This is a genomic window from Nocardia sp. NPDC005998 (assembly GCF_040614395.1).
GTDB lineage: Bacteria > Actinomycetota > Actinomycetes > Mycobacteriales > Mycobacteriaceae > Nocardia.
Genome location: NZ_JBEXUI010000022.1, coordinates 1 through 19,381 on the forward strand (window position 1 = coordinate 1; position 19,381 = coordinate 19,381).

General features: G+C 66.3%; 18 protein-coding genes and 1 pseudogene. 9 read left to right on the forward strand and 10 right to left on the reverse strand.

The features are described 5' to 3' along the window. On the forward strand, positions 1 to 228 hold a 228-nt coding region (locus ABZ293_RS25855; RefSeq protein ID WP_355184642.1), incomplete at its 5' end, for a hypothetical protein. Here ABZ293_RS25855 and ABZ293_RS25860 read toward each other — a convergent pair. Further along, a complete protein-coding gene (locus ABZ293_RS25860; RefSeq protein WP_355184644.1) occupies positions 223 to 1,143 on the reverse strand; it encodes an LLM class F420-dependent oxidoreductase in 921 nt (306 codons plus the stop codon). The genes ABZ293_RS25855 and ABZ293_RS25860 overlap by 6 nt on opposite strands. Positions 1,144 to 1,208: 65 nt before the next feature. Between ABZ293_RS25860 and ABZ293_RS25865 the strand changes: the two genes are divergently transcribed. After that, positions 1,209 to 5,153 carry a hypothetical protein gene (locus ABZ293_RS25865; protein WP_355184646.1) on the forward strand — a complete coding sequence of 1,315 codons (3,945 nt, stop codon included), beginning with the start codon at positions 1,209 to 1,211 and terminating at the stop codon, positions 5,151 to 5,153. Here the strand turns inward: ABZ293_RS25865 and ABZ293_RS25870 are convergent, their stop codons facing one another. Next, positions 5,154 to 6,245 carry a serine hydrolase domain-containing protein gene (locus ABZ293_RS25870; protein ID WP_355184648.1) on the reverse strand — a complete coding sequence of 364 codons (1,092 nt, stop codon included), beginning with the start codon at positions 6,243 to 6,245 and terminating at the stop codon, positions 5,154 to 5,156. Between the two features lie 338 nt (positions 6,246 to 6,583). On the opposite strand from ABZ293_RS25870, the gene ABZ293_RS25875 reads away from it, so the two are divergent. After that, the gene (locus ABZ293_RS25875) at positions 6,584 to 7,102 is read left to right on the forward strand and encodes an RDD family protein (protein WP_355184650.1); all 519 of its coding nucleotides are present in this window, start codon (positions 6,584 to 6,586) and stop codon (positions 7,100 to 7,102) included. A 175-nt stretch (positions 7,103 to 7,277) separates the two neighbouring features. Then, positions 7,278 to 7,754, forward strand: coding sequence for a gluconokinase (locus ABZ293_RS25880; protein WP_355184901.1), 477 nt, complete (start codon positions 7,278 to 7,280; stop codon positions 7,752 to 7,754). Position 7,755: 1 nt separating this feature from the next. On the opposite strand, the gene ABZ293_RS25885 is transcribed toward ABZ293_RS25880, so the two are convergent. Then, positions 7,756 to 7,989, reverse strand: coding sequence for a hypothetical protein (locus tag ABZ293_RS25885; protein WP_355184652.1), 234 nt, complete (start codon positions 7,987 to 7,989; stop codon positions 7,756 to 7,758). Positions 7,990 to 8,292: 303 nt separating this feature from the next. Here ABZ293_RS25885 and ABZ293_RS25890 point away from each other — a divergent pair. After that, positions 8,293 to 8,688, forward strand: a pseudogene (locus ABZ293_RS25890) (phosphatase PAP2 family protein); the annotation flags it as partial. A 20-nt stretch (positions 8,689 to 8,708) separates the two neighbouring features. Here ABZ293_RS25890 and ABZ293_RS25895 read toward each other — a convergent pair. Together ABZ293_RS25895 and ABZ293_RS25900 are read right to left on the reverse strand one after the other, a co-directional pair. Further along, positions 8,709 to 9,509, reverse strand: coding sequence for a M50 family metallopeptidase (locus tag ABZ293_RS25895; RefSeq protein ID WP_355184654.1), 801 nt, complete (start codon positions 9,507 to 9,509; stop codon positions 8,709 to 8,711). A gap of 51 nt (positions 9,510 to 9,560) precedes the next feature. Then, a complete protein-coding gene (locus ABZ293_RS25900; protein WP_355184656.1) occupies positions 9,561 to 10,616 on the reverse strand; it encodes a Gfo/Idh/MocA family oxidoreductase in 1,056 nt (351 codons plus the stop codon). Between the two features lie 142 nt (positions 10,617 to 10,758). On the opposite strand from ABZ293_RS25900, the gene ABZ293_RS25905 reads away from it, so the two are divergent. The 3 genes from ABZ293_RS25905 to ABZ293_RS25915 all read left to right on the forward strand — a co-directional run bounded on the left by ABZ293_RS25905 (position 10,759) and on the right by ABZ293_RS25915 (position 12,451). Next, positions 10,759 to 11,208 carry an SRPBCC family protein gene (locus ABZ293_RS25905; protein ID WP_355184658.1) on the forward strand — a complete coding sequence of 150 codons (450 nt, stop codon included), beginning with the start codon at positions 10,759 to 10,761 and terminating at the stop codon, positions 11,206 to 11,208. Beyond that, complete coding sequence (locus ABZ293_RS25910; protein WP_355184660.1) at positions 11,201 to 11,641, forward strand: MarR family transcriptional regulator; 441 nt, start codon at positions 11,201 to 11,203, stop codon at positions 11,639 to 11,641. Before ABZ293_RS25905 ends, ABZ293_RS25910 begins: the two co-directional genes overlap by 8 nt. 93 nt (positions 11,642 to 11,734) lie before the next feature. Continuing rightward, positions 11,735 to 12,451, forward strand: a complete 717-nt coding sequence (locus tag ABZ293_RS25915) for a methyltransferase domain-containing protein (protein WP_355184662.1) — start codon at positions 11,735 to 11,737, stop codon at positions 12,449 to 12,451. 11 nt (positions 12,452 to 12,462) lie between these two features. Here ABZ293_RS25915 and ABZ293_RS25920 read toward each other — a convergent pair whose 3' ends face one another. Further along, the gene (locus tag ABZ293_RS25920; RefSeq protein WP_355184664.1) at positions 12,463 to 13,404 is read right to left on the reverse strand and encodes a tellurite resistance/C4-dicarboxylate transporter family protein; all 942 of its coding nucleotides are present in this window, start codon (positions 13,402 to 13,404) and stop codon (positions 12,463 to 12,465) included. A gap of 714 nt (positions 13,405 to 14,118) precedes the next feature. Beyond that, the gene (locus ABZ293_RS25925; protein ID WP_355184666.1) at positions 14,119 to 15,051 is read right to left on the reverse strand and encodes an NADP-dependent oxidoreductase; all 933 of its coding nucleotides are present in this window, start codon (positions 15,049 to 15,051) and stop codon (positions 14,119 to 14,121) included. A gap of 83 nt (positions 15,052 to 15,134) precedes the next feature. On the opposite strand from ABZ293_RS25925, the gene ABZ293_RS25930 reads away from it, so the two are divergent. Then, positions 15,135 to 15,704, forward strand: coding sequence for a helix-turn-helix domain-containing protein (locus tag ABZ293_RS25930; RefSeq protein WP_355184668.1), 570 nt, complete (start codon positions 15,135 to 15,137; stop codon positions 15,702 to 15,704). Positions 15,705 to 15,986: 282 nt separating this feature from the next. On the opposite strand, the gene ABZ293_RS25935 is transcribed toward ABZ293_RS25930, so the two are convergent. The 3 genes from ABZ293_RS25935 to ABZ293_RS25945 all read right to left on the reverse strand — a co-directional run bounded on the left by ABZ293_RS25935 (position 15,987) and on the right by ABZ293_RS25945 (position 19,350). Beyond that, on the reverse strand, positions 15,987 to 18,329 hold the full coding sequence (locus tag ABZ293_RS25935) for a tetratricopeptide repeat protein (RefSeq protein ID WP_355184670.1): 2,343 nt from the start codon (positions 18,327 to 18,329) through the stop codon (positions 15,987 to 15,989). A 10-nt stretch (positions 18,330 to 18,339) separates the two neighbouring features. Then, positions 18,340 to 18,726 carry a hypothetical protein gene (locus tag ABZ293_RS25940; RefSeq protein ID WP_355184672.1) on the reverse strand — a complete coding sequence of 129 codons (387 nt, stop codon included), beginning with the start codon at positions 18,724 to 18,726 and terminating at the stop codon, positions 18,340 to 18,342. A gap of 321 nt (positions 18,727 to 19,047) precedes the next feature. Continuing rightward, entirely contained in the window at positions 19,048 to 19,350 is a 303-nt protein-coding gene (locus ABZ293_RS25945) for a hypothetical protein (RefSeq protein WP_355184674.1), read from the reverse strand. Positions 19,351 to 19,381: the final 31 nt, after the last annotated feature.

Here is a 19,381-nt window from a genome sequence, read left to right on the forward strand (position 1 = left end):
TACGAGGCGATCGTCAAGGGCGAGAACATTCCGGAGCCGGGCATCCCGGAATCGTTCAAGGTGCTCCTCAAGGAACTCCAGTCACTGTGCCTCAATGTCGAGGTGCTCTCCGCCGAAGGCGCCGCGATCGAAATGCGCGACGCCGAAGACGATGAGATCGATCGGGCGGCCGCAAACCTGGGCATCAACCTGTCCCGCACCGAATCCGCCACCGTGGACGATCTATAGCTGTGACATCACCTCGGCCGCAATGAGTTCGAGGTGGGCCAGGTCGTCGAGGTCGAGGATCTGGAGGTAGATGCGGGAGGCGCCGATCTCGGCAAAGCGGGCGATCTTGTCGACCACCTCGGCAGGGGAGCCCGCGAGTCCATTGGTCTTCAGTTCAGCTACCTCGCGGCCGATGGCGTCGGCGCGGCGGGCCACCTCGGCATCGGAGGCGCCGACACAGGCCACCAGGGCATTGGAATAGACCAGATCGTCGGCGCGGCGGCCGCGGGCCGCGACGGCGGCGCGGACGCGGTCGAATTGGCGGGCGCTGTCCTCGATGGAGCCGAAGGGCATATTGAATTCGGTTGCGTAGGTGGCCGCCAGGCGCGGGGTTCGGGTGGCGCCGTGTCCGCCGATCAGGATCGGCACCGAATCCTGCACCGGTTTCGGCAGCGCGGGGGAGTCGGTGAGCTGGTAGTGCTGTCCGTCGAAGGTGAATTTGTCGCCGACCTTGCTCGCCCACAGTCCGGTGATGATCGCGAGCTGTTCTTCGAACCTGGTGAATTTGTCCGGCGGGAACGGGATGCCATAGGCGGTGTGTTCATCGGCGAACCAGCCGCTGCCGAGGCCGAGTTCGACTCGGCCGCCGGACATTTGATCGACCTGGGCGACCTGGATGGCCAGCGGTCCGGGCAGCCGGAAGGTGGCGGCGGTGACCAGGGTGCCGAGCCGGATGCGCTTGGTCTCCCTGGCCAGTCCGGCCAGTGTGATCCAGGCGTCGGTCGGGCCGGGCAGGCCGTCGGCGCCGCCCATGGCCAGATAGTGGTCGGAGCGGAAGAACGCGTCGAATCCCAGATCCTCGGTGGCCTTGGCGACGGTGAGCAGCGTGTCATAACTGGCACCCTGCTGTGGTTCGGTGAAGATGCGTAGCTCCATGCCTACCATGGTGCCCGAAATTGATCTTGTAGATGGTCCGTGCGTGCGCCACCTATCATTGGCCCGTGGTTGGCGCGGTCGAATCGGAATCCGAGCTACGGAAGGCATCGCCGAGGACGGTATTCGCACAGCGCCTGATGAACCTGTTCGAGGCCGCGGGCAATCCGAAGCTGCGGCAGGTGGCCAGCGCGGCCGAGGCGCGGATGAAGGCCACCCGCGGACCCGTCAGGGGGAGTGCGGCATCGCTGCAGCGGATCAGTGACTGGCGCTCGGGCCGCAATGTGCCCGCGCAGTTCGAGACGCTGCTCCCGGTTCTGCTGACGCTCATCGATCTGAGTAAGACGTCGGCCACGCCGGTGGACCGTGTGCTGGTAGATCTGCCGCAGTGGCGGCGGCTGTGGCATGCGGCCGTCACCTGGAAACCGGAGACCGATCCGGCCAGTGCGGTCTGCCCCTATCGGGGGCTGACCGCCTATCAATCCGATGACGCCGCATGGTTTTTCGGCCGCGGCCGGGCCACCACCGAATTCATCGAGTTGATGCTGAGCACGCTCGACGCGGCGACCGGGGGCGGCATTGTCGCCCTCGTCGGCGCATCGGGCGCGGGCAAATCCTCGTTGCTGCACGCGGGCTTGATCCCGGCCGTCCGCAAGATCGAAAAGGATTGGCAGATCACGACTCTCACCCCCGGTGCGCGACCAGGGGCCGCGTTGGCCGAAGCGGTGGGGGATGCCTGGGCGATCGGCAAGTACGGTGTGCTGATCGTGGACCAGTTCGAGGAGCTGTTCACCGCCTGCCAGGACGAGCAGGAACGCGAGGATTTCCTGACCGAGCTGGCAGCACTGGCCGGGTCGCATGAAAAGCGGTGGGCAACAGTAGTTTTGGCTATCCGAGCCGATTTCTACGCACCATGCCTCGACTACCCGATCCTTGAGGACGTGCTGAACAATCGCGGCTACGTACTCGGTCCGATGCGCCTGAGCGAACTGTCCGAGGCCATTACCGGCCCGGCCGCCGCGGCGGGCCTCGAACTCGAACCCGGATCGGTCGAGTTGGTGGTCACCGAGCTGTGCGGTCTCGGCGATCATCAGAACCGGCGCAGCTACGATCCCGGCGCGCTGCCGCTGCTCTCCCATGTCATGGCGGCGACCTGGGAACATCGGGAACGACTTCGCCTGACCGTGGCCGGATACCGCAAGGCGGGCGGCGTCACGGGTTCGGTCGCCGCGACCGCCGAACAGGCCTGGGCCGGACTCACCGTCGCCCAGCAGATCGAGGCGAAGTCGCTGCTGCTGAGCCTGGTCAGCGTCGGACCCGATGGCCACGACACCAGGCGTCGCGCGGCCCGCGCCGAATTGCTGACCCGGGCAGTGGATTCCGAGGCGGCCGATGCGGTCCTGGAGACGCTGGTCCGCGCCAGGCTGGTCACCTCCGATGCCGACAGCGCCTACTTCACCCACGAAATCGTGCTGCGGGCCTGGCCCCGCCTGCGGGCCTGGATCGAGGAGGACCGCGTCGGCTATCTGGTGCGTCAACGGCTGGAAGCCGATGCGGCGGACTGGGTCTCCTCGGGCAGCGATCCGGCGCTGCTGTATCGCGGCACCCGGCTGGCGACGGCGCAGGAAGCCGCGGACCGGCATCCGGCCACCGAGACCGTAGCCGAATTCCTAACCGCCGCACAGATTTCCCGCACCACATCGCGACGCTGGGCCGCCGCGACCCGCATGGTGCTCGCACTGCTCGGCGTCGGGGTGCTCGTGCTGGGCATCGCAGCGTACGGCCAAGTCAGATTGAAGGACGAACAGCAGGATAATGCGCTGCTGTCGGCGCTGCTCACCGAATCGGAGAGTCTGCGCGGTACCGACCCGACCTTGTCGGCCCAACTGGACCTGGTCGCCCATCGGCTCAAACCCGATGACCCGGAAGTGAATTCGCGGCTGCTGAGCACGCAGAACCTGCCGCTGGCGACGCCGCTGACCGGCCACGCGGGCGCGGTCAACCAAGTCGCGTACCAGCCGGGCGGCGCACTGCTGGCCTCCGCGGGTGAGGACGGCACCGTCCGGCTCTGGGATCTCGCCGATCGAGCGCATCCACAGCCGATGGGTACGCCGGTGAACTGCGATGGCGCGGCGATCTCGGTGACATTCAGCCCGGACGGAAAACTCCTGGCAGCGGCCTGCGGCTACGCATTGCAGCTCTGGAATGTCGAAGACCCGCGGCATCCGGTCTTGGTTGCGCGCCCGACCGGCGGCGGGGTGACCCAGGTGGTCTTCGGCCCCAGCGGACGGATCCTGGCGGCGGCCGACAACAATCGCGCCGTCACGCTGTGGAATCTGCAGAATCCGGCAGCGCCGACGAGAATCGGTGCGCCACTGCTGATTCCACAGCAGATCCGATCGATGGCATTCCACCCCGGGGGATCCTGGCTCGCCGTCGCCTACGACGACGCGATCCAACTGCTGACCGTCGACGGCGCCCCGAAACCGCTCGGCCCGCCGATTTCGATACCGGCGCGGCCGGTGCGAGCGGTGGCGGTCGGCCCCGATGGTGTCACCCTGGCGGTCGGCAGCGGTGGCGACTCGGCGTGGTCGGAGAACCGCGGTGATGCGACTGTCGGACTGTGGGATCTCGCCGATCCGCTCCGGCCGGTCCTGCGCACTTCGTTGCTCGCGGCGACCAAATCGGCGGTGCGATCGCTGGCATTCAGTCCGGACGGGGACACCCTGGCGACCGGCAATCGCACCGGCGTGACGGTCTGGAATATCGCCGACCGCGCCGCCGCGACGCCGCTGGGTGAACCGCTGCTGGCATCGTCGTCGCCATGCCCCGAGGTCAGTACCATGGTGGTCTGTCAGGACGCGCAGAACTCGCTGGCCTTCGGTACGGACGGGCATACCGTCGCGGCTGCCGGAGCGCTCGGCGTGGTCCGGCTCTGGTCGCTGGCACCCGCCGTCCTCGGTGGACGGTTCGGGTGGTTGCCGGTGCCGCCCGCGTTCAGCGCCGAGGGCACCATGGTGACCGGCGCGATCAATGGCCAGACCGAGCTGTGGGATGTGCGTGACCGCGCGACCCTGCGCAAACTGGCCGATCTCGGGCCCGGCCCCACCGAGCTGTACGCGGCTGGCGCCTCGCTGAGCCGCGACGGACGCACGGTGGCCTCGACTGTCGGGACGCCGCCTCGGGTCCTGCTGCACGATGTCAGCGATGCTGGCCACGCGCGGACGATAGCGGAGCTGCCCGGCGTCTTCGCCGCGATGTTCAGTCCGGGCGGTCGCTATCTGTGGACCATCGCGGCCGATGCCGCCTTTTCGTTCCAGGTGTGGGATCTGGTCGACCCCGCGCATCCGGTCCCGCTCGGCAACCGGATGCCGCTGTCCACCGGAGGGTGGGGTGCGTTCGCCATGTACGGTGCGCGGGACGAGCTGATGGCGACGATGGCGTCGGATCGCACGGTTTCCGGACAGATCGGGTATGTGATCCGGCTCTGGGATCTGTCGAATCCGGCCGAACCGCGCGTGGTCAGCGAGCTTCCGAGCGAATCGGCCAAACCGTTCGGCTGGATCGGCATGACACCCGACGGTAAGACCCTGGTCAGTCTCGCCGCCGACACCCTGCAGGTCTGGGATATCACCGAGCCCGCCAGGGTACGCAAACTCGGTGAGCCCATCGCCACACACGGTTTGAACGTGCTCTCGGTCGACTTCAGCCCGGACAGCGCGACGATGGCGACCTCGAGTGCGGATTCCACGGTGCGCCTGTGGGATTTCACCGACCGCGGACATCCGAAACCGCTCGGCCACTCCATCACCGTGCCGAGCACCACGACGTGGCAGTTGGCCTTCGATCCGGCGGGCCGCTATCTGGTCGGCACCGGCAACGGGGTGATGAGCATGTGGGATCTGGATCCGCAGCACGCGATCGCGCGCATCTGCGATGTCGGCCGCGCGGTGCTGACCCGCGAGGTGTGGCAGGCGCATATGCCGCGGATGGCCTACCGGCCGCCCTGCTGATCAGCGTGCACAGAAGGTTCGCACGGCGGCGCCGCTGAGCATTTCGTCGCGTGTGTCGTCGGCGAGCAGGTGGAATTCGTTCACGGTGAGCAGCACGATGCGGGTGCCGTCCTCGCTGGCGATGATCCGGCTGTCGTAGCCGAGTACCCGGCCGATGTAGGCCCAGGCCGGACCACAGGGTGTCAGCGTATGCATGATGCCGAGTCCGTAGTCGTTGCCGCTGTGCTCTGTCGGAACGGTCGTGGTGAGTTCGGCCTGCTGTTCGGGTGGCAGCAGGCGGCCGGAGAACAGGGCGCGGGCGAAGGTGGCGAAATCGTCGAGGGTGGAGACCATCGCGCCCGCCGCACCGTAGATCTGTGGGTCGGTGACCGGGATATCGCGGTGCCAGGTGTAGCCGTGCAGCCAGTTGCCGTGCAGATTGGGGTCGGTGACGGGAAAGGTGGTGTCGCGCAACTGCAGTGGTTCGATAATGCGTTCGCGCACTTCATCGGCCGGGTGCCGGCCGGTGACAGCGGTGATCACCATGCCGGCGACGATGTAGTTGGTGTTGGTGTAAGCGAACCGCTCGCCCGGTGCCCCGGTTCGGGCTCGCTGCATCGCAATATCGACAAGTGACTGCGGCGAGTGAGCCGGTACCGGGTCGAACCCGGCGAAGTAGGGCAACGAGATCCGTGGATCGTCGGCGTACTCCGGCAGCCCTGAGGTGTGGTTGAGCAGTTGGCGGACGGTGATACCTGCACTGTCGGGTACCGCGCCGGGAATCCATCGGTCGATGGGGTCGTCGAGGGAGAGCCGATGTTCGGATTCCAATTGCAGTAGCACTACTGCCACAAATGCTTTCGTGAAGCTGCCGATGCGGAACTGCGCGGCCGGGTCGGCGGCGGTTCGGGTGGACAGCTCGCCGTAGCCGGCGTGCACATAGCGCGTTTCGGAACCATTGCGGACCAATCCGATGACGCCCGGGAAGCTGCTCGCGACGGCGGCGTCGGCGCCCGCCTGCAAGATATCGACCGGCTCCTCGGCGCGCGCGGTGCCGGGCATTGCCAAAACAATGAGCCCAGCGGCGACCAGCGCCCTGATCGAAGTCGTCACCGAATTCCCCTCCCGCGCCATCCGGCCTGTTCCCAGGCATCAAGTTACCGCAACCGGGCTGGTCCGACATTCCGGCATTCCGGTCCGGAATTCCGGTGTGAGCCCGTGAACTGCGCGGATACGGCACACGGCCGGCCGATCGTTAGCTGAGTGCCCGGCCCGCCGCATAGCGTTCGGTTGTCGGCTTGCTCCGGCGAACCATCCGGAAATCGAGGTCCGGAATGGCGTGCGGGAATGGGAATCATGTCGGCCGGGCCATGTGGAGGGGAGTTCGGCGGGCAGACTCCTGTTCCCGCCGCAGGCCCCGGATCGCCACCAATCACACCGAAGGGGAATCTTTGAGCACGCCCGGCACCGCTTACCTCACCATCCCCTCCGGTCGATATCGGCTCGCGGGCATGGGATCCCGGCTGGGCGCGCGGTTCATCGACACCGTCATCGTCGGCATTCCGATCGGTATCGTCGCCGCGGTCGTCATTGTGAGCGCGGACTCATCGAGGGAGTTCGCCACCGAAACCGAAACCGAAGCCGGAATCGGCGTCGGCACCGCATTACTCGTCGTGCTGCTCGGCTTGGTCGCCAGCATCGCCTACGAGGTCGGCCTGACCGCGACCCAGGGCGCGACCTTCGGCAAGAAGGTGCTCGGCATCCGTGTCGTGCGTGCCGACACCGCGGCCGCGCCGGGGGAGGGCATCGGCGCTGTGGCCGCATGCACCCGCTGGGCCGCCCTCGTCCTGCCGAGTGTGGTCTGCGGCGTCTGGGGCGTGCTCTGTGTGTTGTCGCCCTACTTCGACAAGCTCGCCCGTCAGGGCTGGCACGATAAGGCCGCGAAAACCTTTGTCCTGGTGGCGTCCTAGTGAGCCGGGAGTTTGCTCCCTACCGCTAGGGTCGAAAGCTCCAGGAGTCGTCGGCGCGTGCCCGGCCGAATGAGTGCGGAGGTCCAATGAGGGCAGCATCGTGCAGCGATTCGATGAGGGTCGTGGCCGGGTGACGGGTGGGCCCGAACGGTCGGCAGCGCCGGTCATCGTCGTGATGGGTGTCTCCGGATGCGGAAAGTCCACGGTCGGTGCGCTGTTGGCCGAGACGCTGCGCATCGAATACGCCGAGGGTGACGACTTCCATCCGGCCGCCAATATCGCGAAGATGGCGGCCGGGGTGCCGCTGACGGATTCCGATCGCGCGCCGTGGCTCGATATCGTCGCGGCCTGGCTGGGGGAGCGGCAGCAGCGCGGCGGCGTGGTCAGCTGCTCGGCGCTCAAACGCGGCTACCGCGATCGGCTACGCGCGGCGGCGCCGGGGGCGTTCTTCGTCCATCTGGCCGCATCGCGGGCGGAACTGGCCCGGCGTATGGATGAGCGCCACGGCCATTTCATGTCATCGACGCTGCTCGATTCGCAGCTCGCGGCATTGCAGCCATTGGCCTGCGACGAGCTCGGTGTCACTGTCGATGCGACGAAGGATCCCGCCGAACTGGTCCGCGAAGCGGTCACGGCATGGGAGTCGAACTAGCTCAGGTTCGGTCGGAGTGCGTGCGGCTGCGCCCGAGGCGTGTTGCGGCCAGCCAGGCGATGCCGATGATGATCAGCGGAATGATCAGCAGCAGCGGAACCGTCGCCGCACCCGCGATCGGATGCAGCCAGCCTGCGACGGAGTCGCATATGGCGTCGATCAGCGCACGAGCCAACTCCGCCACTGGAGAGTGCTCGTCCGGCCCGGTGCTGGCATGGTCCGGCCATCGATTCACGGCCAACACACTACGACATCGGGTCGGCGTGTCCAGCATTTCCGCAGGAGAACACTCAGCAACTTCTCAGCGCCGATCTGCAATCGTGTTGGAATGACGAATCGCCACGCGCCGCCGCTCCCCGTTCCGGTCTGGGGTATCGCAGTGCTGGCCGCGGTGGTCGTCGGCATCACCGTCAGCGTCCTCGGCCACGACGGTGTCACCGTGATCGACCGGCCGGGAACCGATTGGATCGTCGAGCACCGTGCCGCGGTGGTGACGCCGGTCGCGATCGGGATCAGCGACCTGGGCGGCACGCTGCCGATGACGGCGTTGGCGGTGGTGCTGTGTCTCGGGCTGGCCTGGCGTCGGCGGTGGGCGGAGGCGGTGCTGGTCGGTGTCGCCACCGGGGGCGCCGGAGTGCTCGTCGTGGTCGGCAAGCACCTGATCGGCCGCAGCCGCCCGCCCGCGGCCGACCATCTCGTCACCGAGACCAATCAGGCCTTTCCGTCCGGACACAGTCTCGGCTCGATCGTGGTGATCGGAGTCCTTGTCGCGGTGGTTCTTTCGCGACCGCATCGCCCGGCCACCCGCCGGATCACGGTCACTGTCGCGGCGGTGTTCGTTGGGGCCGTTGGCCTTTCCCGATGGTATCTGGGCGTGCACTGGCCCACCGATATTCTGGGCGGTTGGTGTATGGGCGCGCTGTGGCTCGCGCTCTGCCTTGCGGCATACCGGATCTATCGGCCCGATAAGGCCGGTGCCGTGCAGGTGGCGTCGGAGACATTGGGAATGCACACGCCTGCGGCCTCGGACAGCAGCAGCGCGCCGCCGACCAGCGCGGCGACGGCGACCGCGCCGAAGACGAACACCCAGAGCAATCCGGGGAGATGAGTGAGCCGGGCGAGCTGATCGGCATCGGAATCCGCGCCCTGCGGCATATTCCAGCGCCGAACCCGGCCACGTTGCAGTTCGATGACCGGTCGGGTGCCCGCGAGCAGCAGGAACCACGCGCCGAGGTAGGCGAAACCCGCTTGCACCGTATCGGTTCCGAACCAGGACACGGCGAAGACGATGGCGCCCAAACCGAATACCGTCAGCAGTCCGTAGATGTTGCGCACCTTGATCAGCACGGCGGCGAGCAGGGCGATCGCGGTCCACAGCATCAGCGTGATGCGGTTGGCGCCCAGTAGCGCGGCGAAGCCGAGACCGAGCAGCGGTGGCGATGGGTAGCCCGCCATCGCGGTGAGAATCATGCCGAGGCCGTAGGGTTTTCCGCTCGATACGGTCAGGCCGGAGGTGTCGGAATGCAGGGTGATGCTGTTGAGTCGACGACCGGTCAGCAGCGCGGTGAGCGCATGACCACCCTCGTGCGCGATGGTGACCACATTGCGGGTGACCCGCCACAGTGGGCTGTATCCGACGAGAATCAACGCCGCCGCCGCTGTCGCGAGAACCAACCACCACGGTGGTGCTGCCTGGGTTGTGGTGAGCCGGTCCGCGATGGAGGCGCCGTGCTCGACGAATTCCGCTGTTTGCACCGCCGCACCTTATCCGGCGACGGTGAGCTTCGCTGCTTGGTCGTGAGCGGATCAGGCGGTGACGGCCTCGCCGCGGCTCGCCGATAGTCGGGCGGCGTCGAGCAGTCGCAGGGTGGTGACGGCATCGCGCGGGTCGACCGGAACGGGTGCGCCGTCGAGGATCGCGGCGGCCATGCCGGAGTAGAACGCTGGGTAGTCGCCCGCGAGCGTCGCGACGGGTTCGATGGCCGGTTCGGCGCCGAGCACGCCCCATCGTTCGGGTTCGACGGTGCCCCAAGGTCGGTCACCGTCATCGGGTCGGCGGCCCGAACGCAGCGCCTCTTCCTGGGGGTCCAATCCATAAGTGACGTAACCGGATTCGGAACCGAGTACCCGAAAACGAGGCCCCAACTGCGGTGTAACCGCGCTCATCCATAAATGTGACCGCACACCCGAAGTGTGGGTGAGTGCGACGAAGGCGTCGTCATCGGTCTGGATACCGGGCCGTCGCCGATCCAACTCGCCGTATACCGAGCGCACCGGACCGAAGAGCGTCACGGCCTGGTCGATGAGATGGCTGCCGAGATCGAACAGCAGACCGGCGCCCTCGTCGGCGGAACCGACCTCGCGCCAGCCGCCCTTCGGCACCGGCCGCCACCGCTCGAACCGGGATTCGAACCGGCGCACATCGCCGAGTCGTCCGTCCGCGATCAGCCGCCGCACCGTCAGGAAATCGCCATCCCAGCGCCGATTCTGGAATACCGACAACGCGACACCGGCGCGCTCGGCCCGCGCGATCAGATCCTCGCCCTCGGCCACGCTCACCGCGAACGGTTTGTCGACGACCAACGGCAACCCGGTGTCCAACGCCTGCCGCGCCAGTGGCGCATGCGTCCGGTTGGGCGTCGCGATGACCACCAGATCGATATCGGCGATATCAGCGAACAACGCCTCCGCGCTCGGCACCACCCGCACCCCGGGATGTTCGCGTCGCGCCTGCTCGGCCCGTTCCGGCGATCCCGTGACCACCGCCGCTACCCGCATGCGCGGCTGCGCGGCGATCAGCGGCGCATGGAAGACCGATCCGGCCAAACCGTATCCGACGATGGCGACCTGAAGTCTGCTCATCGCTGCGACGCTACCGCCGAACCCGCCGTGGGATGTAGTGCGGGCGGAATCCTGGCCGAGCCCTTGACTTGTTGTTGCGACAACAGATACCGTTGTTGCAACAACAATCAATCTGCCGCTGGCGGAGTCAGGGAGTGTTCCGATGTATGTGATTCACGAAGAAGCCGTAATCACCGGAGGGATCGAGGAGATCTGGCAGGCGGCCACCGATGTCGCCAACTGGCCGTCCTGGGATCCGCACGAGGAGAAGGCTCGGATCGACGGGTCGTTCGCGCCGGGGACGACCGGCTGGGTGAAACCCAAAGGCGCGCCGGCCGGTCCGTTCACCATCATCGCGGTCGAGCCGGGACGTTCATGGACCAGTGAGGCCGGAATTCCGTTCGGCAAGATTCGTGGCCATTACACCTATGATCCGCTCGGCGACGGAACGGTGCGGGTCGGGAAGCGGATGGAGGTGCACGGTCCGTTCCGGCCGATCTTCCGATTGATCTGGGAGCGCGGCATCCGCGCCGATATGCATCTGACCATCGCGGCGCTGGAGGTCGAGGCGCGACGACTGGCGGGTGCGGCGCAGGAGCCCGAACGTGGCTGAACCGCGGGGACCGCTGATGAGCCCGGGGTTCTGGCTGCACCACGCCGCGCTGGAGTGGCGCGCCACCGTGGAACGCAACCTCCGCCCGCTCGGCCTCACGCTGACGCAGTTCAATTTGCTCGCCTCCGCGGGCTGGCTCGGCAGACGGGGTGCGGAGCTACCGACTCAGCAGCAAGTTGTGGATATGGCGGGCGCGGACCGGATGATGGGGTCTCGGGTCATCCGCGTCCTGGAAGACCGCGCCCTGCTCGTCCGTCGCCCGGATCCCGATGACGCAAGAATCCTGCGCATCGAGGTCACCGCCGAGGGGCATGATCTCGCCCGCCGAGCCATCCGGATCGTCGTCGACGCCGACCTACAGGTATTCGGGCCCGATAGTGACGCGCTACGCGATCAGCTCAAATCGATTGCCGCCCGGCGTGGCGGGAGATGACGCGACATGAAAACGGAGAATAAACCTCCGCTTTCGGTTAGCATTACCTGTGTCGAGTTCCCTGTAGTTCTCATCGAAGCAAGGGGCGAGTTCATGACCGAAAGTGATGCATTATCGCAGTTCGATCCGACAAAAATTGATTTCGAACAGGCATATCGGGCTAAAACGGTCGTCGAAGGCGTGCCGATGGGTCGGGTGCCGTGGGATATCGGCAGACCGCAACCGCTGCTCGTCGAATTCGAGCATGCGGGCCGCATTGCGGGGCAGGTCCTCGATATCGGCTGCGGGCCGGGGGATAACGCCATCTATCTCGCGAGCCTGGGCTATCAGGTGGTCGGCCTGGATTCCTCGCCCACCGCGATCGACGAGGCCCGCGCCCGCGCCGTGGCTCGCGATGTGGCCGTCATCTTCTCCGTCGCCGATGCAACCCGGCTCGACGGCTATGACGCTCGGTTCGACACGGTGGTCAGCAGTGCGCTGTTCCATTGCCTCGCGCCCGAACAGCGCCGAGATCATATCGCCGCGCTGCATCGCGTCATGCGCCCCGGCGCTCGGCTCATCCAATTCTGTTTCGTGGACCGGGGACACAGCGAGGCGTACGCACCGCACCAGATCGGTGCGGCCGAACTGCGTACCAGCTTCGCGCCACCGGGTTGGTCGCTGAATACGCTGCGCACCGATCGGATGGTGGCGATCATGCCACCGGAACCGGTGCGAGATATGTTGGCCGAGCGCGGAGTTGAGCTCGAGACCGACGAGACGGGCGCACTGTTGCTGCCGTTCTGGGTACTGGAGGCCGAGCGAATCTGATCGGGGGCCGATTACGCGGACCGATCGAATTCGAATGTCCTTCGGTCCGCGAGCAATACGGTGAACGTGAGCACCCACGCCCCGACCGCCACCACCATCAGCAGCTTGCCGAGCGTCTCCAGCACGGACATATCGATTGCCGTACCGACGGCCAGTGCGGCGACAGCGGTCATGCCGAGCGGGAAGACGGTGGCCCAGCGCCGGATATCGTATTCGGGTCGTGGGCGGATCACCTCGGCGACCATCAGGATCGCACAGCCGAACAGGTTGAGGCCCAATACGATCAGCGCCACCACTCGAAGCATCTGATGCGGGAGGCCGGTCCACTGGTGCGCGGCAACGAGTCTGGCGGCGGCCAGCGCCGAGATCGCCAGCCCGCCGGTGGCCACCCATTGATCGCCCGCGCCGATCCGCACCTGCTGAATCTCGAAGTGGGCGAACGCCGCGGCATACACCAGCAGACCCAGCCCGAAGAGCAGCAGACAAGCCCAAGCGAGCCAATCGCCGACCTCGGCCTGCGCCAACGTTCCGGCCAGTACGGCGAGCCCCTGCGTCGAAACGCAGACCAGGAATGCCACGCCAGGCATCCGGCGATTCCAGTGCCGCACCACCGCGAGCAGCAGTCCGGGCCACAGCACCGCCGCCACCGCCAACAGCGCGCACGCCGCAAGCTGCCAGCCCGCCAGCGATAACCGGGTGCCGAGCACCGTCGTCGCCGCGACGGCGGTCAATGCGGGCGGCGTATCGGCCTCGGCCTCCCATTGCTGCCGATGCCACCGCAGCCGCATGCCGAAGTCGACCGCGAGCAGCACCCAGACCGCCGCCGCGAGCGCGAACACCAGCCACGAGACCGCCTCGAATCCGGTGAGATGCAGCCCCACCGACACGATTCCGGTCGCCATGACGAATGAGCCCGCCACCGGCGGTAGCTCCTGCCACCATCGCTGTGCCACCCGGATATCACAACTCGAGAGTCGATCTTGGTCAAGCAACTCGGTAGCAAAGCGATTTCGGCGAGGCGGCTGTGCGATTTGCCGCCGGTGGGTTTTGATGGAGTCCGATAGTCGTGCACACCGTCCGAAGATTGGTGGCAGGATCTATGGCTCAACCCGATGCTCTGTTAATGCGGACCGGCAAATTCTTTCACCGCGAGCGTTTATCGCCCCGACCTGCATATTGTGCAGTACGTCGGCGGCCGGGCGGGTGACACCTTTTGTCGCGACCGGAATCCGCGACATTCGCGGCATCTTGCTGCGGATGTACCGGGAAGCTGAGCGGCGCACCGGTGATCCGGTCACCGCATCGGCCGAGATCTAGGTCTGTCCGATGCAGCGCGGGAAGTATCAGCAATCTAGGAGCAAATGCAGTCTGGTGCGGGCGAATCGGGATGACGAGAGTTGTCCGACTTCCGGGCCGTAGTCCTCGAATTCGGCGCCGCCACAGGCAATCGCGGTCCGCTGGCCCGGTTCGGAATTGCTGTGAAAGCCCCAGATCGTCGTGCCGGGACGGTCTCGTTCGTCAATTGCGGTTTCGCCGGGATTGAGTCTCGGAGCTGAGTGCCACCGCCGTCCACGGCGAGTTCGGCACCGGTGGTGTAGGTGGCGTCGAAGGCGAGGGACAGTGCCGTCGTCCCGGCGGCTGGCTCCGACCGGACGGTGGACGCGGGGTCATAGCGTGATCACGATCTTGCCGTGGACGTGGCGTCCGGCTTGCTGCGTCACGGCGTCGCGGATCTTCTCGATCGGGAAGGTCGCGGCGATCGGCACGGTGATCTTGCCGGCGAGGATCGCGCCGGTGATCCGCGCCATGGCGTCCGGCTCCGCGTCGAAACCGCCGGTCGCGCGCACACCGCCGGGAGGATTGGGACCCGCGGCGACCGTGGAGATCCGCTCGGGTGGAACACCCAGTGCGAGAGCGGTTTCGGCCGTTTCGGTGCCGAACAGGTCAGTGGCTGCGCTCACGCCGTCGGGAGCCAGGGCGCGTACCCGATCCGCCAGTCCAGGGCCGTAGGTCACGGGCTCGGCGCCGAATCCATGCAGGAACTCGAAGGTGGCCTGCGAGGCCGTCCCGAGCACTCGGGCGCCGGCGAGCTTCGCGAGCTGTACGGCGAAAACGCCCACACCTCCCGCGGCGCCGCCGATCAGCACGGTGTCGCCGGATCGCAGGTCGATCGCCGCCAACGCGGCGGCCGCGGTCATGCCGGCCACCGGAATAGTGGCCGCCACCTCGTCGCTGATGCCGTCCGGCGTATGCCAGAGCAGCGCCTCGGCTGTCCCGGCGTTCGTATCGGCCACTACGAAATCAGCGACGGCCCTACCCAGCGCGCCGCCGTAGACACGGTCGCCCACAGCGAAACCTGTTGCTTCGCTGCCGACTTCGTCCACCACGCCCGCGAAGTCGAAACCGAAGCCGGACGGCACGGTAATGCCGAACTGCGCCGCCGCCTCGGGCTGTGCGGCGATACCCCAGTCCATGGGATTCAGACCGGCGGCCGTGACGCGGACGCGGACCTCGCCCGGTCCGGCATGTGGTTCGGGAACCTCCCGCAGCTCCAGCACCTCGGGACCTCCGAACGTCTCGTAGATGACGGCTCGACTCATGGGGGACCTCCAAAAAACAGTAACGGGACTCAGTCCCATCACTGTACCCGAGTGACGGGACCAAGTTCCAGTACCATGTCCCCATGGCCCGCTGGCAACCCAACGCATCACAGCGGCTCGTCGGCGCTGCCCTCGAGCTGTTCGAGGAGCGGGGCTACGACAACACGACGGTGATCGAGATCGCGGAGCGCGCCGGGCTCACGAAGAGCACCTTCTTCCGGCACTTCCCGGACAAACGGGAGGTCCTCTTCGGCGGAGGCACGATGACCGGACTACTGGTCGACGGGATCGCCGCGGCGCCGGCCGGGGTCGAACCGCTCGAAGCGGTGGCGCACGCCCTGGAGGTGATCGGGCGCGAAGCCTTCACACCCGATCGCCGCGAGTTCAGTGCTCGGCGGCGGGCAGTGCTGGCCGCCAATCCTGAACTGCGAGAACGCGAGGCATTGAAGGGGCTCGGTCTCACCGCGGCGATGGTCGACGCGCTCGAGCGCCGCGGCGTTCCCGGCCTGACCGCGCGCGTGGCAGCCGAACTGGGCGCGCTCGCCTGGAAGCTCGCCTACGAGCGCTGGAGCGATACGACCAACGGCGACAACTTCGGTGAACTCGCGCGGCGAACACTCACCGAAGTGCAAGCGGCCAGCGCCTTGTGCTGACCGCAGACAAGCTCAACCGCACTTTCGGGCAGTTGCCGCTGTTGGCGTGAGTCCGGCTGAATCTCGAGCCTGACCAAATACCGAAAAGGGTCTGGAGTCTCAAAATCGTGGCGGATCCGCCACGTCACCGCCAAACTTTGTGAGATTCCGCCACGACGCCCTGACCTGTGGCTTTGCAACCAGTCTCATAGTGCCACCATCGTCTCCAGTCTCAAAACGGTGGCAGTTCCTCGGCGTTCGGTGGTGGCCCCGCGACCAGCTGACTCAATTGGTGGCATTTCTTCAACGTCGAAGTGTCGTGAGATAGGCTGCGCTGGTCTCTGCTTCAGGCATCTCGAGGCGTTGGTAGATCTCGATCGCTTCCTCGAGATGCGTTGCTGCGGTATCGAATTCTCCGTTTTCGGCCAGGCATCGTGCCGTTCCTTCGAGTGCACGAGCCTGTTCGACCGCGCTGTGGATTCGGATCGCCAGCTGGAGCGCATCGGCGAAACTCTTTCGGGCTCGATCGAATTCATTGGTCTCGATCCCTAACTGCCCGCGCTCGTTCAGCGCCTCGGCTTGGCCGTACGGATCGCCGATCGCGGCGAATCTCGTTAGAGCGTGTTCGTTGAACTCCGCTGCCTCGTCGTACCGGCCACGGTGTCTGCACAGGACACCGAGATTTACGAGGGCATTGGCTTCGCCGCGACGTGCTCCGAGCGCACGGTAGATGACCAAGGCCTGCCGGTGGAGGTCGTCGGCTTCGGAATAGTCACCGGCGTCGCCGCATATGAGGCCGAGGCCGAGCAGGCTGTTGGCTTCACCGATGCGGTCGCCGAGTTCACGGTAACGGATGAGAGCTTGTTTGCGCAGTTCTGCTGCTTGGTTGCGATCCCCGTTGAGCCGACTCACGAGGCCGAGGTTGTCGAGTGCGATCGCCTCGCCGCGAAGACTGCCGACCTCGCGATAAAGGGCGAGAGCTTGCCGATGAAACTCTGCGGCGGCAGCGAAGTCGCCGGTGAGTTGCCGCAACACGGCGAGATCGTTGAGGGCGTTCGCCTCCCCGAGACGGTTGCCGAGCTCGCGGTAGCAGGTGAGCGCTTGTTGGTGCGACTCCTCACGGCCGGCGTACTCCCCGGTCAGCCACCTGATCCGGCCGAGGTGGACCAGCGCGGTGGCCTCCGAATTTCGGTTACCGAGGTCGCGCGCGGTGCGGACGGCGCGTTCGTGCAGCTTTCGAGCAAGCGGCAACGGCCCGTCTCGCTCGAGCAGCCCGGCCAGCGCCTCGGTCAACCCCACCATCCGCATCGGGGCGTGTACGGTTGCGTGGTCGAGGCAGGCGAGCAGGTTCGATCGCTCGATACGCATCCACGCCAAGGCGGTCTGTTCGTCACGAAATTCGCGCATCGGGATGTTCGGGTTCGCGTCTTCCGGGTCCGGAGCCGCGCGGGGCACTCGGGACAGCAGGAGATCCGCAGCAGTGGCAGCGTTCCGGTAGTAAATGAAGAGTCGTGCCAGGGCCTGGTGGTTGTCCTCGGCCGGGTCCGTGGCGGCGAGCGTGCGTGCGTACTCGCGTAGCAGGTCGTGCAATCGGAACCGGCCGCGTACTGGCTCTTCGACGAGATGATCGGCGTACAGCGCGTTCAGTTCCCGGCGTACCCGCGTGATGTCCAGGTCGGCAAGCGCGGCCGCCGCGTGGGAGTCGATATCGAGTCCGGGGTGCAGAGCGAGCCGCCGGAACAGTTGCTGCCGTGCAGAGGGCAGGTCGTCGTAGGACATGGTGAATGCGGCGCGCACCGCTCGGTGTCCGGTGTCGAGTTCGGCCAGGCGATCCGCTGCGTCCGCGAACTCCGCGGCCGAATCGGTGATGGTCCAAGCGGGGTGGTGCGCCAACCGGCCGGCCAGCAGTGCTATCGCCAGCGGCAGGTATCCACACAGCCGGACAATCTCGGAAATGGCGGCCTCATCCGAGCCCGCAGGGGTCCGCAGGGACAAGACGGTGAACAGCTCCGCAGCTTCGGCTGGGGCCAGGACGTCCAACTCCACCGGCATCGCGTCGTCGAGACCGATCAAACGCCGGCGACTGGTCACCAACGTCAAGGTTTCGCGGCCGGTGGGGAGTAGCGGTTCGATCTGCTCCTGATCGCGGGCGTCATCGAGAACCAGGAGTATCCGTTTCCCGTGTATCAGGTCGCGCCACAGGTCGCGTCGTCCGGCGAGGTGGTCGGGGATATTGCGCGGATCGATACCTCGATCGATCAGCAGCCCGGCCAGCACGTCGGCAGGCTCGGCCGGCAACTGCCCCGGGGTGTGGGCGTGCAGTTCGACGAAATACTGGCCATCGGGGAAATATTCGGCCAGCATGTGCGCCACACGGGTTACCAGAGCGGTCTTGCCGACCCCGGCCATGCCGTCGACGGTAAAGATCGACGACGCCCGCGCCGGTCCCGCGGCCTGCAGAATCCGCCGCAATGATGTGTCTCGGCCGACGAAGGCTGCCAAGTCCCGGCGCAGCGTGGTGGTCACGATCGAGCGCGGCTCCGGGCCCGCTTCGTGAACGTGCACCGTCGACACATTGATCGTGCCGGTATTGTCCCGGCCGATGTTCAGTTGCTGGGCTTGATCACCGGCATGGTAGTCGGACAATCTCAGGGCCCTAACCGATGTTGATCGTGCCGGTGTTGTCGCCGCGGATGTTCACCTGCTTGGCGTCGTCATACGCATGCGCGACGAACAGGTCCAAGCCTGGATCTCGCCGCGCTGTGGTCACCAACTCGCCTATCGCACGAGCGAATTCGGGATCGAGTCGCGCCGCCGACTCGATCCGGTCGGCCACCACCGCACGGCTGTCCGATGCCGAGTCGTCAACCAAAGCGGTTATAGCCGAACGGGTTTGGGGATCGTGCCGGAATTTGGCGGTGACCATCTCAGCCAGTTTCGTCACGGCGGCCCATGCGCTGTCGCCGGCGTTCTTGGCCATGTCCTCGCCGAACTTCGATGCCAGCAGCGCCGCCGCAGCCAACCCCAGGGAAACCGGCTCCATACCCCATCCTCTGCAAGCTGGCCTCACGGCCTTATTCCATTGCTGCCCAACGTCCATCGTAAGCCAGCGATCCGCACCTATCGATGGAACGAGCGTGCACCTGCGCAGGCACGCAACGAGTCAGGCGTCGCACGGACCTCGACCGAGCGGACTGAACCGCTGGAGACCAGAATCGACCGGATCCTCCACACCAATGGTGTGGAGGCAGTCGCTCCGCTCGCCACCCGAACCCTCCTGCCCCGGACCACAACTGGCGAAGGTCGTCCACCAAATCACCTGGGGCAGGGGCCAGAATCTCAGAATCATGGCCAACTGGCCATCTCACGGCCAGACATTCTGAGAATTGGCCATTATTTGAGCCTCTACGTGTGCCACGAACGCAGAGAGGAGCTCGAATAGGAAGAGCTTCTTGATGTGGATGTTGTGCGCGGCAAGGAACTCGTAGGCATAGTTGTCCAGGGCGTTCGCCAGTTCCGGGGTGAGGTGCCGAACGAAATCAGCTGTCCTGGAACGGAAGTGGTAGTGGTCGATCGCCTCCGGGTGGGAGTCGGCGGGCAGGCCGCTGAGTCTTTCGAAGAGGAAGCAGCGGGTTGTCGGCGAAAGCCATCCACGAGCTATCGCCATGCCGTCAACTAATAGTTGACGGGGAGGGGAG

Coding starts and splice junctions, on each gene's coding strand:
- ABZ293_RS25880 (WP_355184901.1), top strand. CDS start 7,278: ATGGGTGTCTCCGGATGCGGAAAGTCCACGGTCGGTGCGCTGTTGGCC.
- ABZ293_RS25945 (WP_355184674.1), bottom strand. CDS start 19,350: ATGGCGATAGCTCGTGGATGGCTTTCGCCGACAACCCGCTGCTTCCTC.
- ABZ293_RS25940 (WP_355184672.1), bottom strand. CDS start 18,726: ATGGAGCCGGTTTCCCTGGGGTTGGCTGCGGCGGCGCTGCTGGCATCG.
- ABZ293_RS25905 (WP_355184658.1), top strand. CDS start 10,759: ATGTATGTGATTCACGAAGAAGCCGTAATCACCGGAGGGATCGAGGAG.
- ABZ293_RS25915 (WP_355184662.1), top strand. CDS start 11,735: ATGACCGAAAGTGATGCATTATCGCAGTTCGATCCGACAAAAATTGAT.
- ABZ293_RS25900 (WP_355184656.1), bottom strand. CDS start 10,616: ATGAGCAGACTTCAGGTCGCCATCGTCGGATACGGTTTGGCCGGATCG.
- ABZ293_RS25930 (WP_355184668.1), top strand. CDS start 15,135: ATGGCCCGCTGGCAACCCAACGCATCACAGCGGCTCGTCGGCGCTGCC.
- ABZ293_RS25860 (WP_355184644.1), bottom strand. CDS start 1,143: ATGGAGCTACGCATCTTCACCGAACCACAGCAGGGTGCCAGTTATGAC.
- ABZ293_RS25925 (WP_355184666.1), bottom strand. CDS start 15,051: ATGAGTCGAGCCGTCATCTACGAGACGTTCGGAGGTCCCGAGGTGCTG.